9 protein-coding genes are annotated in these 15,230 nt (G+C 74.5%); 8 read left to right on the top strand and 1 reads right to left on the bottom strand.

All coding sequences use genetic code 11. From position 1 onward, the window contains the following. Positions 1 to 155: 155 nt before the first annotated feature. From ppdK to J5X07_RS01270, 8 genes are all read left to right on the top strand, one after another. Positions 156 to 2,870, top strand: a complete 2,715-nt coding sequence (ppdK, locus tag J5X07_RS01235) for a pyruvate, phosphate dikinase (protein WP_208478410.1) — start codon at positions 156 to 158, stop codon at positions 2,868 to 2,870. A 245-nt stretch (positions 2,871 to 3,115) separates the two neighbouring features. Next, positions 3,116 to 4,138 carry an AAA family ATPase gene (locus tag J5X07_RS01240; protein ID WP_208478411.1) on the top strand — a complete coding sequence of 341 codons (1,023 nt, stop codon included), beginning with the start codon at positions 3,116 to 3,118 and terminating at the stop codon, positions 4,136 to 4,138. After that, entirely contained in the window at positions 4,135 to 5,430 is a 1,296-nt protein-coding gene (locus J5X07_RS13335) for a DUF58 domain-containing protein (RefSeq protein WP_208478412.1), read from the top strand. Before J5X07_RS01240 ends, J5X07_RS13335 begins: the two co-directional genes overlap by 4 nt. Then, entirely contained in the window at positions 5,427 to 8,018 is a 2,592-nt protein-coding gene (locus J5X07_RS13210) for a transglutaminaseTgpA domain-containing protein (RefSeq protein ID WP_208478413.1), read from the top strand. The genes J5X07_RS13335 and J5X07_RS13210 overlap by 4 nt, the downstream gene beginning before the upstream one ends. A gap of 148 nt (positions 8,019 to 8,166) precedes the next feature. Beyond that, positions 8,167 to 9,894, top strand: a complete 1,728-nt coding sequence (locus J5X07_RS01255; protein WP_208478414.1) for a restriction system modified-DNA reader domain-containing protein — start codon at positions 8,167 to 8,169, stop codon at positions 9,892 to 9,894. 210 nt (positions 9,895 to 10,104) lie between these two features. Next, complete coding sequence (locus J5X07_RS01260; protein ID WP_208478415.1) at positions 10,105 to 12,063, top strand: serine hydrolase domain-containing protein; 1,959 nt, start codon at positions 10,105 to 10,107, stop codon at positions 12,061 to 12,063. Positions 12,064 to 12,149: 86 nt separating this feature from the next. Beyond that, positions 12,150 to 13,331: a sensor histidine kinase gene (locus J5X07_RS01265; RefSeq protein WP_244924921.1), complete on the top strand. Its 1,182-nt coding sequence runs from the start codon at positions 12,150 to 12,152 to the stop codon at positions 13,329 to 13,331. Further along, on the top strand, positions 13,328 to 13,975 hold the full coding sequence (locus J5X07_RS01270; protein WP_208478416.1) for a response regulator: 648 nt from the start codon (positions 13,328 to 13,330) through the stop codon (positions 13,973 to 13,975). The genes J5X07_RS01265 and J5X07_RS01270 overlap by 4 nt, the downstream gene beginning before the upstream one ends. Positions 13,976 to 14,009: 34 nt before the next feature. Here J5X07_RS01270 and J5X07_RS01275 read toward each other — a convergent pair whose 3' ends face one another. Next, the gene (locus tag J5X07_RS01275; RefSeq protein WP_341769370.1) at positions 14,010 to 15,053 is read right to left on the bottom strand and encodes an alpha/beta hydrolase; all 1,044 of its coding nucleotides are present in this window, start codon (positions 15,051 to 15,053) and stop codon (positions 14,010 to 14,012) included. Between the last annotated feature and the right edge of the window lie 177 nt (positions 15,054 to 15,230).

The raw sequence follows: 15,230 nt of genomic DNA on the forward strand, positions 1-15,230 counted from the left end.
CGGCTGAAGATGTGCAGCTCGGGGCAGGCGCGCTCCGTGGCGCCCCGGCTTTTTGATCTAGGACTGAGGTCACACTAGAGTGGGGCCGTTGACGCGCAGGCGCGCAGTCCATCCACACCAGTCCCATCAGGATCCATCCACCGAAAGAGGCGATGATGCCCACCACCTACGTGTACCGCTTCAGCGAGGGCGACAAGGACCAGAAGGACCTTCTGGGCGGCAAGGGGGCGAACCTCGCCGAGATGACCCGTCTCGGCCTGCCTGTCCCCCCAGGCTTCACCATCACCACCGATGCCTGCCGCGCCTACCTGGCCACCGGTGAGGTCCCCGAGGAGCTCGCCGTCCAGGTCACCACCGCCCTGCGCGAGGTCGAGGCGGAGCTGGGCCGCCAGCTCGGCGCCGCCGAGGACCCCCTCCTGGTCTCGGTGCGCTCGGGCGCCAAGTTCTCCATGCCCGGCATGATGGAGACGGTGCTCAACATCGGCCTCAATGACGAGTCCGTCAAGGGACTGGCCACCGCCAGCCAGGACGAGCGCTTCGCCTGGGACTCCTACCGCCGCCTCATCCAGATGTTCGGCAAGACCGTGCTGGACATCGACGGCGAGCACTTCGCCTCGGCCCTGGAGGCCAAGAAGGCCGACCGGGGCGTGAGCCTGGACTACGAGCTGGATGTCGAGGCCCTCACCGAGCTGGTCGAGGAGTACAAGGCGATCGTGCGCGAGCACGCGGACATCGACTTCCCCCAGGACCCGCGCGCCCAGCTCGACATGGCCACCGAGGCGGTCTTCCGCTCCTGGAACACCGAGCGCGCCCACATCTACCGCCGCCGCGAGAAGATCCCCCACGACCTGGGCACCGCCGTCAACGTGTGCACCATGGTCTTCGGCAACATGGGGCAGACCTCCGGCACGGGCGTGTGCTTCACCCGCGACCCCTCCACCGGCCGCTCCGGCGTCTACGGCGACTACCTGGTCAACGCCCAGGGCGAGGACGTGGTGGCGGGCATCCGCAACACCCTGTCCCTGTCCGACCTCAAGACCATCGACCCGGAGTCCTACAAGGAGCTGCGCGCCGCGATGCGCCGCCTGGAGACCCACTACCGGGACCTGTGCGACATCGAGTTCACCATCGAGCGCGGCAAGCTCTGGCTGCTCCAGACCCGCGTGGGCAAGCGCACCGCCGCCGCGGCCTTCCGCGTGGCCACCCAGCTGGTGGACGAGAAGCTCATCACCAAGGACGAGGCCCTCACTCGCGTCACCGGCGACCAGCTCACCCAGCTGATGTTCCCCCAGTTCGAGCACACCGGGGACAACGACCTCATCACCAAGGCCATGCCGGCCTCCCCGGGTGCGGCCGTGGGCCGCATCGTCTTCGACAACGCCGAGGCCGTGGCCCGCGCCGAGGCGGGGGAGCCGGTCATCCTCGTGCGCCGCGAGACCAACCCCGACGACCTGCCCGGCATGGTGGCGGCGGTCGGCGTGCTCACCGCGCGCGGCGGCAAGACCTCCCACGCCGCCGTCGTCGCCCGGGGCATGGGCAAGACCTGCGTGTGCGGCGCCGACCAGCTCGAGGTCGACGCGGCCGCCAAGACCATCCGGGTGCGGGGCCGTGAGGACCTGGTCCTCACCAGCGAGGACACCATCGCCATCGACGGGCAGACCGGTGAGGTCTTCCTCGGCGAGGTCCCCGTGGCCGACTCCCCGGTGATGACCTACCTGCGCCGCGGCCTGCAGGCGGCCCTCGACGCCGCGGGCGACGTCGACTCCCGCGAGCTCATCACCAGCGTGGACCGCCTCATGCGCCACGCCGATGCGGTGCGCCGCCTGGAGGTGCGGGCCAACGCCGACAACCCCGACGACGCCCGCCACGCCATCCACCGCGGCGCCCAGGGCGTGGGCCTGTGCCGCACCGAGCACATGTTCCTGGGCGAGCGCAAGCAGTTCGTCCAGAACCTCATCCTGGCCCAGACCCCCCAGGAGCGCGAGAGCGCCCTGGCGGCCCTGCTGCCCCTGCAGAAGGGCGACTTCGTCCAGATGTTCGAGACGATGAACGGCAAGCCCATGACGGTGCGCCTCATCGACCCGCCGCTGCACGAGTTCCTGCCCGACTTCACCGAGCTGAGCGTCAAGGTGGCCCTGGACCGCGAGCGCGGCGCCCTGGACCCGGCCGATGAGGAGCTCCTGGCGGTGGTGCGCCGCAACCACGAGGCCAACCCCATGCTGGGCCTGCGCGGGGTGCGCTTGCTGCTGACCATGCCCGGGCTCATCGAGCTCCAGGTGCGCGCCATCGCCGAGGCCGCTGTGGAGCGCCTCAAGGCCGGCGGGGACCCGCGCCCGGAGATCATGATCCCGCTCATCGGCTCGGTGCGCGAGCTCCAGATCGCCCGCGAGCGGGTCGAGGCCGTGCTGGCCGAGGTCTCCCAGGCCTCCGGCTACGAGCTGGACTTCCCCGTGGGCTGCATGATCGAGCTGCCGCGCGCCGCCGTGAGCGCGGACACCATCGCCGAGGAGGCGGACTTCTTCTCCTTCGGCACCAATGACCTGACCCAGACCACCTGGGGCTTCTCGCGCGACGACGTCGAGGGCACCTTCTTCAAGGAGTACCTGGAGGAGGGCGTCTTCGGGGTCTCGCCCTTCGAGACCATCGACGAGCGCGGTGTGGGGCGCATGGTCGAGCTCGGCGCCGAGCGCGGCCGCCGGACCAAGCCCGGCCTCAAGCTGGGGGTCTGCGGGGAGCACGGCGGCGACCCCGAGTCCATCGAGTTCTTCCACCGCGCGGGCCTGAACTACGTGTCCTGCTCGCCCTTCCGGGTGCCGGTGGCGCGCCTGGAGGCGGGGCGCGCAGCGGTGTTCAGCTCGGCGCAGGACTGAGCCCGAGCCGCCCGGGTACCGCGCGGGGAGAGGGCGTGACGCCTGAGCCCTGAGGCAGAACCGGATCATTCCAGTGGGGGCCGTGGAGCGGAACCGTCGCTCCACGGCCCCCACCGGCATGGGCCGTGGGCTGTGCGGTGCGCCGTCATCCTGGCCGGCAGGGCCGGTGCTCGCCCCCCCGGGCGGGGTTCCGCTGAGGGTGAGGCAGTGCGGGCCCCGATCGGCGGGCGTGCCATCATCGCATCATGACCAGTCCAGCGCCCTCGGCACCGCCCGGCAGCATCGGCCCCGGACTCCGCCCGGCCACGGCCCCCGAGCCGGCCGTGTCCCTCCAGGCCCTCACCGGCGCCCTGCGCGAGCGGATCGAATCCGTCGTGGTGGGCAAGAGGCGCGCCGTGGACACCGCCATCGCCGCCCTCCTGGCCGGGGGCCATCTGCTCATCGAGGACGTTCCCGGGGTCGGCAAGACCACCCTGGCCACCGCCCTGGCCCGCTGCCTGGACCTGAGCGTGGCCCGCATCCAGTTCACCTCCGATCTCCTGCCCGCCGACGTCACCGGTGTGAGCATCTACGACCAGTCCACCCGGGCCTTCCGCTTCCACCCCGGCCCCGTCTTCAACTCCGTGGTCATCGCCGACGAGATCAACCGGGCCACCCCGCGCACCCAGTCGGCCCTCCTGGAGGCCATGGGGGAGGGGCATGTCAGTGTCGAGGGGCGCACCCTCGACCTGCCCGAGCCCTTCATGGTGGTGGCCACCCAGAACCCCCTGGACATGGAGGGCACCTACCTGCTGCCCGAGGCCCAGCGCGACCGCTTCATGGCCCGCATCTCCATGGGCTACCCCGAGCCGGGCGCCGAGACCGCCATGCACACCGCCCGCAGCGGCACCGACCCGCTCAGCGCCCTGAGGCCCCTGGCCGGCATCGAGGACGTGCGCCGCGCCCGCGCCGCCGTCGCCCGCCTGCACCTGGCCGAGCCGGTGGCCGCCTACATCGTCGCCCTCGTGGGCGCCACGCGCACCGACCAGGCCCTCTCCCTGGGGGCCAGCCCGCGCGCCGGACTGCAGCTGGCCGCCCTGGCCCGTGCCCGCGCCGCCATGAGGGGCCGGGACTTCGTGACGCCCGACGATGTCGCCCGCTCCGCCCACGGAGCCCTCACCCACCGCCTCATCCCGGCCGGGCGCTTCGCCTCGGCCGCCCAGGCCCATGCCGCCGCGGGGGAGGTCCTGGCGCGCATCGTGGCGCGCACGAAGGTGCCGGGCCGGTGAGCCAGGCCCTCGCGGCCACCCCGGCCCCCGGCTCCCGAGCGCCCCTCCCGGGCCGCCTGCCCCGGGTGGGGCTCACCGCGCGGGGGCGGGGGCTGGTGGCCCTGGCGGCCCTGCTGGCCCTGGCCTGGTACCTGCTGCGACTGCACCTGCTCACCCATGCCGCCCTCCTCCTGCTGGCCCCCGTGGCCACCGCGCTGCTCGCCGTGGTGATCCTCCTGGCGGCCAATCTGCTGCGGCGCCCCCGCGCCGAGCTGGACGTCCTGGGCCTTGCCCAGGTCGGCCAGCGGGTGCGGGTGGCCATCCGCACCCGCTGCCTCATCCCCCGATTCCTGCCCGCCTGGGTCGCCTGGCAGGTGGAGGAGGCCGGCAGCGCCCCCGCCCTGACCCCCCTGGACCGCGGCACCAGCCTCCTGGCGCTCAGCGCCATCCGGCGCGGCCCCGCCGCACTGGGGGCCATGGGCATCGAGATCATCGAGCCCCTGGGCCTGGTCCGCGCCCGCCTGCCCCTGAGGGCGGGCCTGGTGCTGCTGGTCCTGCCCCAGCCCCTCGCGCTGCCCGAGCCGCCGCCCGCGCCGCGAGCCGGCCTGAGGCCGGGCGGGAGTGCCGGGGAGCAGGGCGAGGAGCGCGTGGGCAGCCTGCGGGACTACCGCCCCGGGGACGCCCTGGCCTCCATCCACTGGAGGCAATCGGCCCGCCTGGACCGACTCGTGGTCACCGAGCCGGAGCGCGAGGCGCGGCCCCGGCCGCGCCTGGCCCTCGTCGTCGGAACCGGGGCCTACCAGGGCCCCGAGCACGCCGAGACGGCCGTGGCCCTGGCCGCCGGCGTCATCGAGGCCTGGGAGCAGGGGCGCCGCGGCATCGACCTGCTCCTCCTGAGCGGCGACCCGCTGGGAGCGGGGCGGGCGGGGGAGCAGGCCTGGACGTGCCTGCGCTACTCCTGCGAGCCGGAGCGCGTGCCGGCCCTGGCCCGGGTCCTGGCTCTGCTGGAGCACTCCGCCCCCGATGCCCTGGACTCCCTGCGCCGGGCCGTCGCCCACCATGAGCCCTCCCTGAGCGCCCTGGGCGGCCCGCTCCCGGGCGCGCTGCGCGCCGACGTGCTCCTCACCGGGCCCCCGGGCCGGGTGCCATCCGCGCCGGGTGCCCACCCGGTGCTGGACCCCCGGGCTCGCGGCACCCTCGTCCTGGTCGGTACCGGGAGGGCCACTGCCACCACCTCCACCGCCACCACCGGTGCTCCCGCCACCTGGCGGGTGCTGGAGGCCCGGGGGCACACCTGGGGGCGGCGCCGATGAGCCGGGATGCCGCCATCCGCCCCCGCAGCGCCCGCCGCCCTCCGGGGCCCGGCGCCGCCGTGCCCCGGGTGCCCCGCCGTGCCGCGGGCGGCCCGGCACCCGCCCGGCTCCGGGCCCAGGAGGCGGGCAACCGGGTGATGAGCGCCCCCGGGCGCCTGGAGCCGCTCCTGGCCGCACTGCTGCTGACCGCCCTGTGGTGGATGGGACTGAGCTCCCTGACCGGCCTGCTGGCCGCGGGGCCCTGGCTGCACCAGGCGCTCGCGGTGTGCGCGGCCGCGGTGCTGACCACCGGGGTGGGGCGCTGCCTGTGGCCGCAGCGGGCCCTGCTGATGATCCTGGCTGGGCTGGCCGCCGGTGCGGGCGCGGTGGCCTGGGCGGGGCGCGCCGGCCCCTTCCCCGAGATGTGGTGGCATGAGCCCTCCGGGGCCCTGGCGGCGGTCAGGGCGCAGATCTCCGAGGGCGTGCCCCCACTCGCCCCCGCACCGGCACTGGCCTCTCTGCTCCTCCTGTCCTGCCTGCTGCTGTCCTGGACCAGCGCCGTGCTCTCCGCCGGGGGCGGGGACGCCATCGCCGTCAGCGGCCTGCTGCCCGCCGGCCTCCTGCTGCTGCCCGCCCTCTTCCTGAGCACGACGCCGCCCACGGCCGTCCTCATCGCGGTCAGCGCCTGCCTCCTGGGCCTGGTCAGCATCTCCGCCCCCGCCCGCTACTGGCCCGCGCGCGGCCACGGGCCCGGAAGCGCCCACGGCCCCCGGGTCCTGCGCCGCCTGAGCGCCCTGGCCATGGGGCTGGCGGCCCTGGCCCTGGGCGGGGGCCTCATCAGCAGCGCCCCCACGACGCCGGACCACGTGTGGAATCCCGAGGGCGCCTCCTCCACCATCCCCGACCTGAGCGTCGGGCTGTCCCGGGACCTGGTGCGCGGCTCCAACGCCACGGCCTTCTCCTACACCGGGCAGGCCGATGAGGGCGAGAGCATGCGCTTCACCCTGGGGGTCATCACCAGCCTGGAGGGGGAGGTCTGGCAGCCGGACGCCACCGCCGAGGACCTCGCCGTCGACCAGCTCCGGACGGGCGATGCCCCCAGCACGCTGACCGCCGGGGGCGCCGCCAGTGCCTCGGGCCTGGATGCCGAGCGGGTGCGCGAGAGCCTGGGAGCCCTGACCCTGACCACCCAGGGGCTGCGCACCGACCGCCTCCCCACCCTCCAGTCCACGGCACTGGTCGCCCAGCCGGTGACCACTCCCGACTCCCTGCCCCCGGGAGCACAGGTCCAGGTGCCCGACCTGGGGCAGTGGCGCTGGGTGCAGGGCAGCTCCACCGCCGTGGCCGGCACCGCGCCCCTGAACCCGGGCAGCACGTACAGCCTCCTGGGCTGGAGTGCGGTGGCCGACGCCCAGGGGCGCCCCCGCGCACCGGTGCCCCTGCCCCCGGCCCCGCCCGACCCCCAGGCCCTGGACGCCTACACGGCCCTGCCCGAGCACACCCCACCGGCCATCGCCGCCTTCGCCCAGGAGACCGTCTCCCAGGCCGGGACGGATCGGGCCTCCCAGGCGGCCGCCCTCGTGGCCCGGCTGCGCGGCCCGGACTTCACCTACGACGAGTCCGCCCCCTACGCCCAGGACACCACCGCCATGGCCTCCATCGAGGCCTTCCTCAGCGCCCGCAGCGGCTACTGCGTCCACTACGCCTCCGCCTTCACCGTCATGGCCCGCTCCCAGGGCATCCCCACCCGCATCGCGGTGGGATACGCCTCGCGCAGCACCGGTCCCGGGCAGTGGACCGCCGTCACCGGCCACCAGCTCCACGCCTGGCCCGAGGTCTGGCTCGACGACGCCGGTTGGGTGGCCTTCGAGCCCACGCCCGGCGGTGCCGGCCTGGCCGCCGACGAGGGGACGACGACGCCGGGCGGCGCCAGTCCCGCACCCGCCACCAGCCCCGCGGGCGGGGCCGCCCCCAGTGCCCGGCCCGGGCCCAGCGCCTCGGCTGCGGGCGAGCCGGGGGCCGGGCCCTCCGCTCCGACGACTCCTGGGGGCTCGCAGTCCGCCGCCGAGGCCGGGCCGGCGGCTCGCCTGGCCGGCCCGGCCATGGCGCTGGCCGCGGGCCTGGCGGTGCTGGCGGTGCTGGCCGCGCCGGCCCTGGCCCGTCGGGCCCGGCGCGGCCGGCGCCTGGCCCGGGTGCGCTCCGGGGACCGCCCCGCCCAGGCGGCCTGGGATGAGCTGCTGGCCACCGCCCGGGACCTGGGACTGCCCACCGGCGGGAGCCCCCGCGCCACCACCGAGGAGGCCGTGGAGGAGGCCCTGGCCCAGGCGGTGCGGGCGGCTGAGGGGCCCCGGGCGGGGCCCGGCGATGCGGGCCGGGAGGCGATCCGGGCCCTGCGCGCCCTGCGGCAGGCCGTCGTCGCCGAGCGCTACGGCCCCCCGGGCCGGGCCGGGGCCCCGGCTGAGGCCCTTCTCACTGCTCTGGAGGCCTGCGCCCCGGCGCTGGGGGCGGCCGCGGGGCGGTCCCGGCGCCTGGTGGCGGTCCTGGCCCCGGCCAGCCTGATCCCCGCAAGCCCGCGCCCGGGCGGCCGGGCGCCCCGCGGGCCCGGGTGAGCCCGCCCGGGCGGGGCGCGGATGAGGCCAGGAGGACACAAGACGGTATCGCTGCCGAACTGTGATCATGAGAGGATGAGCGGGGCGCCGCAGACATGCGCCCCGCGCTGGCGGCGGTTGATGCACGACGAGGAAGGGCTTCTTCTCCATGGCCATGTACGAGCTCGACGGCAATCACCTCCTCCCGGTGCGACTGGGACGCTCGGCGGATGCTGATACTCGGGCCCGTAGCCTCGCCGCCCTCCAGCGCCAGATCGTCGAGGTCCTGCGCCGGCCCCTGTTCCCCCTGGAGTGGGGCCGGGTCACCGGCGGCGAGAGCCTGACCGCCCTGGACGCCACCGGGCAGGTGGTGCTCGTCGAGGTCCTGCAATCCCTCAGCGCCGCCGAGGTCATGGCCGCCATGGCCCGGCTGACCGCCACCGCCGCCCTGGGCAGGCGCGAGCTGGCCGGGCGCTACGCCGGGGGGCTGGTGTCCTTCCGCGAGGACTGGAACGAGTTCCGCGAGGCCATGCCCGCCCAGGTCGAGGCCGGCCCCCGACTGACCCTGGTGACGGCCTCGCTGGCCCCCGAGGTGCGCTCCAGCCTATCGGTGCTCATCGGCTCGGGGGTCGAGCTCTACGAGGTCGACGTGCGCGTGGTCGATGAGGCCCGCGTGGTGGTCGTCGTCGAGCAGATCGTGGAGGGCTCACTGGACGCCGAGGGCCCCCTGCTCGTGGCCCGCGCCCCCCGCCCCTCGCTGACCGGCTCGGAGCAGCGCGCCGGTCAGGAGGCTGATCCGGGGCCCGCCTCCTCCCGGGCCGCCAGGCCGCCCCGGCCCAAGGCCGACCCCGTCACCGGCCCCATCGAGATCGTCATCCCCCGCAACTCGGACGGCGCGCAGCGGCAGGCCGGCCGGGTCGCGCGCGGCGCGAGAGCCGGGGAGCGGGGATCCGCCCCGCAGGCCCCTGGACGAGCCTCCCGCGCCCGCGCGGGCAGCCCGGGTGACTCAGGCGGGGCGGCCCGCAGCGCTCAGGCCCCCCAGGCCGTGCCTGCCTCAGGAGACCACGGCGGGGCAGGCGCCGAGGATCAGGTGGAGCGCAGTGCCGGCCCGGCCGATGAGGCGCAGGCCGCCGCTCCTCCCAGCGGGGCGCGGCCCGCTGCGCCCGTGGAGGCCACCAGGCGAGGGGCCTCGGGGCGCAGTGCCCACGCCGCCGTCTCTGCCCGCCGGGAGGCCGTGGTACGGCGCGGCGTGCACGCCTCCGACGCCGCGGGCGGCCATGAGACCGGCAGTGCCGACGATGAGCCGACGGAGGCGGCCGGCCCTCCAGGCGCCCAGGCGCCCAGTGCGTCGTCGGGCTCCACCCAGGAGATCCCCGCCGCCGGTGGCGGCGCAGGGCATGCGGACGGGGCGGCCCACGCCAGCCCGGCCACGGCCCAGGCCGATCCGTCTCCGGCAGTGCCCCAGGCACCGCCCCGCCTGACCCGCAGCTCCCTGCGCGCCGGGGCGGGCGGCGCCTCCCCGCAGGAGACCGGCACGGCCGGTGCCTCCGGCTCATCCTGGGCTGCGGGCGGCGGCCCCGCCGCGGCCGCCATCCCCCCAGCGGGCGGATCGGCCAAGGACGAGGACGACCTGGTGGCCATCGCCTCCAGCTTCGACCGCCCCCAGCGGATCATCTGGCAGGGGCTGCGCCGCGGCATCTACCACGAGGCGCAGCTCTCGGCAGCCGGCATCATCACCCTGGCCGACGGGCGCAAGTTCACCGACCCGACCTCGGCCGCCAACGCCGCCCAGAACGTCACCGACGCCGACGGGTGGCGCGTGTGGCGCCTGGGACTGCGCGGCCCCCACCTCAGCGAGCTGCGCGAGCGCCTCTCCCAGGACCGGACGGGCGCCTGAGCCCCGGCCGCGCAGCCACTGCTGGCCCTGAGCCCGGCCCCTCCCGCAGGCCCACTGCCGGGCCGGGAGGCTCGGCCTCACGGGCGGGGCCGTGTGCATCGCTGGTCGTAGTCCCAGTGCCGTCGTGAGCCTCTAGAGCGCAGCCGCCCCCGTGCCCCAGGCTGGTCCCGGTCCGCGGCTCCCCGACCCCGCGGACGGAAGGAGAGGACGATGAGCGTGATCCGACGGGCCGCGGCCCTGGTCCTGCTGCCCTTGCTGTCGCTGCTGGCCGCCTGCTCCAGCTCCCTGCCCGCCAGCAGGCCCCCGGTGGAGGCGCCGGCTGAGAGCCATGAGCTGACGGCGCAGGACGTTCAAGCCTGGCTCGATGGCAAGCTGCCCGATGCGCTGCAGAACGGAGACATCCCGGGAGCGGTGGTGAGCGTGGTCAAGGACGGCCAGGTGCTGACCACCCGTGGATACGGCTGGGCGGAGACGGGCGCAGGCAGCGGGGAGGCGGTGCCGGTGGATGCGCAGTCCACGCTGTTCCGGGTGGGGTCGATCTCGAAGATCCCCACCTCGATCGCGGTGATGCAGCTGGTGGAGCAGGGCAGGCTCGACCTGGACGCGGATATCAGCGCCTACCTGGACTTCGAGATCGAGCGGGGATTCGAAGGGCCTGTGACGCTGCGCCACCTGCTCACCCACACCGCGGGATTCGAGGAGAAGGGCAAGGCCGTGATCGAGGCCGGCGGCGGCCCCTCGGACCTGGAGGCCGCCGTCAAGAAGGACCGTCCGGCCCAGGTCTTCGCCCCGGGGACCACCCCGGCCTACTCCAACTACGGGATCGCCCTGGCGGGCTACATCGTCCAGCGCGCCAGTGGGCAGCCCTTCGAGGACTATGTGCGTGAGCACGTCCTGGAGCCGGCGGGGATGGGATCCTCCACCTACGACCAGCCCCTGCCCGCCGAGCTGGAGGGGCGGATGGCCAGCGGCTACACCAGCGCGGACCAGCCCGCCCAGCCCTTCGAGTCGATCAATGCGCCGGCCGGGGCGCTGACCGCCTCGGCGCCGGACTTCGCGGCCTTCATGATCGCCCAGCTCCAGCGCTCATCCGAGCTGCTCTCCGAGGCCTCCTGGGAGCAGATGTGGAGCCCGAACCCCGATCCCGAGGGGCTGGGCGGCCTGGCCCAGGGCGACCGCATGGGCCTGGGCTACTGGATCTATGAGCGCAACGGTCACCGCATTGTCGAGCACGGCGGAGACACCGTCTTCTTCCACTCCGATTTTGAGATCTACCCCGAGGACGGCGTCGGCATCTTCATCGCCATGAACGGTGGCGGCACTGAGAATGCCAGTGGGACCATCCGCACCGATCTCATGGAGGGCTTCACCGACCGCTACTTCCCCGCCGAGCAGGACGCCGACCAGGCGGGCGCCGCCGGCCAGCAGGCGGATCCGGAGCAGTCGCGCGAGCGGGCCGAGCAGGTGGCCGGCAGCTACCAGGTGGCGCGTGGTTCCTTCACCACCTCCCTGACGATCTTCGACCCTCTCCAGACCGTGAGCGTCTCGGCCCGGGACAACGGCAACCTGGTGCTCAGCGCTCAAGGGCAGCCCCTGGAGTATGAGGAGATCGAGCCCTGGGTGTGGCAGCGGCTCGGGGGCCACGACCTCATCGCCGCCGACACCGGGGATCAGGGCGTGCGCCTGTCCTTCATGGGGCCGCACACCCTCCTGCCGGCCAGTGCGAGCACCCGGCTGCTGCTGCCGGTCATCATCGGTGGCGCGGTGCTCCTCGTCATCGTCCTGGTGGCCTGGCCCATCGGGGCCCTGCGTCGGCGGAGGAAGAGCCGCAGTGGCAGGCCGGCCCCTGCCGCGCTGCCCTGGACGGGCAGGATCGCCCGGATCGGGGGACTCATCGCCCTGGTGGTCACCCCCGGCTGGCTGGCGATGTGGGTGATGGCCTTCTCGACCTCCCAGCTCCCCAGTGATCTGCTGCTCAGGGTCATGCAGGCTGCACAGTGGGCGGGTGCCCTGGCGATCGTCCCGGCGGCCTGGGACCTGTGGACGGCGCTGCGGGGCCGTGCGGGATGGCGGCGCATCACCGTCTCCGGCCTGCTGCTCCTGGGCCTGGTGGCACTGGCCTGGGTGGCCTGGTCCGCCAACCTGCTGACCTCCGGCACCCGCTACTGACAGGACCGGGGAGGAACGATGGCACCACGATGGATCGGCAGCGCTCTGAGCCTCCAGATCGGTCCATGAGCAGGGACAATACCGCCGTGCCTCACACCAGGAGCGCTGCTCGCCCCCGGATCCGCCGCAATGACGTTCTGCTGGCCCTCGGGCTGGCGGTGGCCCAGGGAGCGGCAGTGGTGCTGGGGGGCGTCGTAGTAGCCGAGTTCCGTCCCCTACTCCCGATGATCACGGTCCTGCTGGTGGCCGAGAGCCTGGCGCTCATGCTGTGGCGCTCCCGCCCCCTGGTCTGCCAGGCCCTGGTCTGGTCGATGGAGATGCTCATCGCGCTGATGGTGCCGATCGGCTACAGCGTCAGCGGCCTGGGGCAGCTCGTCGTCTCCTTCGGCATCGGCATGCGACTGCCACTGCGCCGGGCCGTCCCCCTCCTGAGCGCGCTGGCGCTCACCGGCCCGATCATCTCGTACGGGAGGGAGCCCGCCTCGCCGTGGCAGAGCAGCGCGCTGCTCCTCCTTGTCGAACTGGCCATCTACCTGTTGCCGATGCTGGGAGGGGCGGCCCTGGCCAGCAGCCGCAGGTATGAGGCCGCCCTGCGCGAGTTCCAGAGGCGCGAGCACGCGCGCCAGTTGGAGGTCGCCCTCATCCAGGAGCGGCGCCGCCTGGCCGGGGAGCTGCACGACGTGGCCGCCCACCACTTGGCCGGGATCGCGGTGCAGGCCGCCGCTATCGACAGGCTCGTGGAGCGCGAGCCCGCCGCCGCCAGGGCCGCCGCGGCGCAGTTGCGCGGGCAGGCCAAGGAGGCGCTGGCGGGCCTGCGCTCCGTCGTCGGGCTGCTGCGGCGCGACCACGAGGACGGAGTCGCCCCGCCCGGCCTGGCGCACCTGCCGGCCCTGGTCGAGTCCATCAGCGAGCTCGGCGTTGATATCCGCATGCGCGCCGATGGGCAGGGCCCGCCACCGGGCCTGGCCCCGCAGGAGGGCACCGCCGTCTACCGCGTCGCCCAGCAGGCCATCAGCAACGCCCTTCAGCACGCGCCGGGCGCCCGGATCCTCGTCGAGATGCGCAGCTCCGGGGACCGCCTCGTCCTGTGCGTGACCAACACCGCCGCGCAGGGGGAGCCCGCCGAGCCGGGAGGCGGGGGAAGCGGGCTGGCGGTCATGCGCGAGCGCGCCGCGGCCGTCGGAGGCCGGCTGGAGGCGGGGCCGATCCGGCAGGGCGGCTGGCGGGTACGGTTGGCCCTGCCCCTGAATCGGGAGGATGAGGCATGATCACAGTGGTGCTGGTCGATGACCAGGTGGTGGTGCGCGCCGGGTTCCGCGTCCTGCTGGAGGAGCACGGCGACATCACCGTGGTCGGGGAGGCCGGTGGGGGCCGTGAGGCGGTGCGCGTGGTGCGCGAGACCCGGCCCGACGTGGTGTGCATGGACCTGCGCATGCCCCAGGGCGATGGCCTGGGCGCCACCCGCAGGATCGTCGCTGAGCGCCACGACGGCTCACCGGCGGTCCTGGTGGTCACCACCTTCGACATGGACGCCGACGTCTTCGGCGCCCTGGAGGCCGGGGCCGACGGCTTCATTCTCAAGGACTGCGAGCCCGAGGATCTCGTGGGGGCCGTGCGCCGGCTCGCCGGGGGCCAGGGGCTGGTCGACCACAGCGTCACCCGCCGGGTCATCGCCGAGTTCGCCCGCCGCCAGGCACCAGTGGTCAACCACGGGCAGCTGGCCCTGCTCACTGAGCGCGAGCGGGAGGTGGTCGAGCTGCTGGCTCGTGGCATGTCGAATGCGGAGATCGCCGCCGAGCTCGTGGTGGAGACCAGCACCGTCAAGTCCCATCTCGCCAGGATCCTGCCCAAGATCGGGGCGCGTGATCGGGTTCAGGCGGTCGTGTGGGCCTTCCGCAACGGGCTGGCCTGAGGGCCGCGGCCGGCCCTGCGCGCCGGCGGGACTGTCACATGAGCACGTAGGCGGCCAGCCAGCGGCGCATGGCGGAGAAGACCTGCTCGCGCACCGGGGGCTCGGACAGGGTCAGGTCGTGCACCCCGCCGCGGAAGCGCGCCACCGTCACCAGGTCCCCCAGCTGGACGGAGCGGCGAGCGGTGGCGTCGGCGTCGATGATCGTGTCGGCGTGGCGGGAGTCCGGCGAGCGGCCCACCCCCAGGCGGGTGCGCGCCGAGCTCATCGACAGCACCGGGCAGCGGATATCCAGACCCTGGGCCACGCGGGCGTGCCCGGCCAGGATCGCCTGCAGCCAGCCCGGCCGGATCGGCGCCGAGGGCTTGAGCGACCAGGCCCGGTTGATCTGCCAGCCGGTGACATAGGGGTCGCCCTCCCAGGAGGGGTCCGGCAGCTCGCCGTCGAGCTCGGGGTCCCAGCCGTCGGTGATGGAGAAGGCCTTGGCCGGGTCGATCATCCCGGTCAGCAGGGCCATGCGGGGGTCGCGCAGCGCCAGGGTGCGGATGACCGGCTCGCCCACGGTGCGCAGCAGGTCCGAGCCGTGCATCTCCAGCCAGGCGGAGTTGAGCACCAGGGCGCTCAGGGCCCCGGGATGGCGGTCGGCCCACAGGGCCGCGGTCAGCCCACCGGTGGAGTGGCCCGAGAGCACCAGCTCGGCCTCCCAGTCCTGCTCGGCGCGGATGACCCCCAGGGCCAGTCCCAGGTCCTCGTCGTACTCGGTCAGGGAGGTGCACCACCCGTGCAGCTGGCCCTCGCGCCACGAGCGCCCGTAGCGGCGCAGGTCCAGGGCGTAGAAGGCGCCCCCCAGCCGGGAGATCTCACGGGCCAGGTGGGTCTGGAAGAAGTAGTCGTTCCAGCCGTGGACGTAGAGGTAGATGAAGGCCGGGCTCGACGGCGTGCCGGGGATGGCCTGCGGGTCCAGGGCCGGCAGGTGGCGCACGAGAGTGGCCACGGCGCCGTCGTCCTCGTCATCGGGCAGCAGCTCCAGGGTGCGGGCCTGGAAGCCCGGCCCCAGGATGTCAGGGCCCCAGGCCCCCACCGGCGCATGCTCCTGCTCCGGCCCGGACTGGGGCGCGGCGGGGCAGGCGTGCGGCGAAGGGGCACTGGGATCGGTCACGCCACCATTGTGGCCGCAGTGCTCCCGTGACGCTCCCGGCTTCGCCCTCAGCGCTGCCAGGCCCTTACGCGCTTCTACCCTTCAAGACGCAGATCGGCA

The organism is Actinomyces bowdenii (assembly GCF_017592395.1).
GTDB classification, from domain to species: Bacteria; Actinomycetota; Actinomycetes; order Actinomycetales; family Actinomycetaceae; genus Actinomyces; species Actinomyces bowdenii.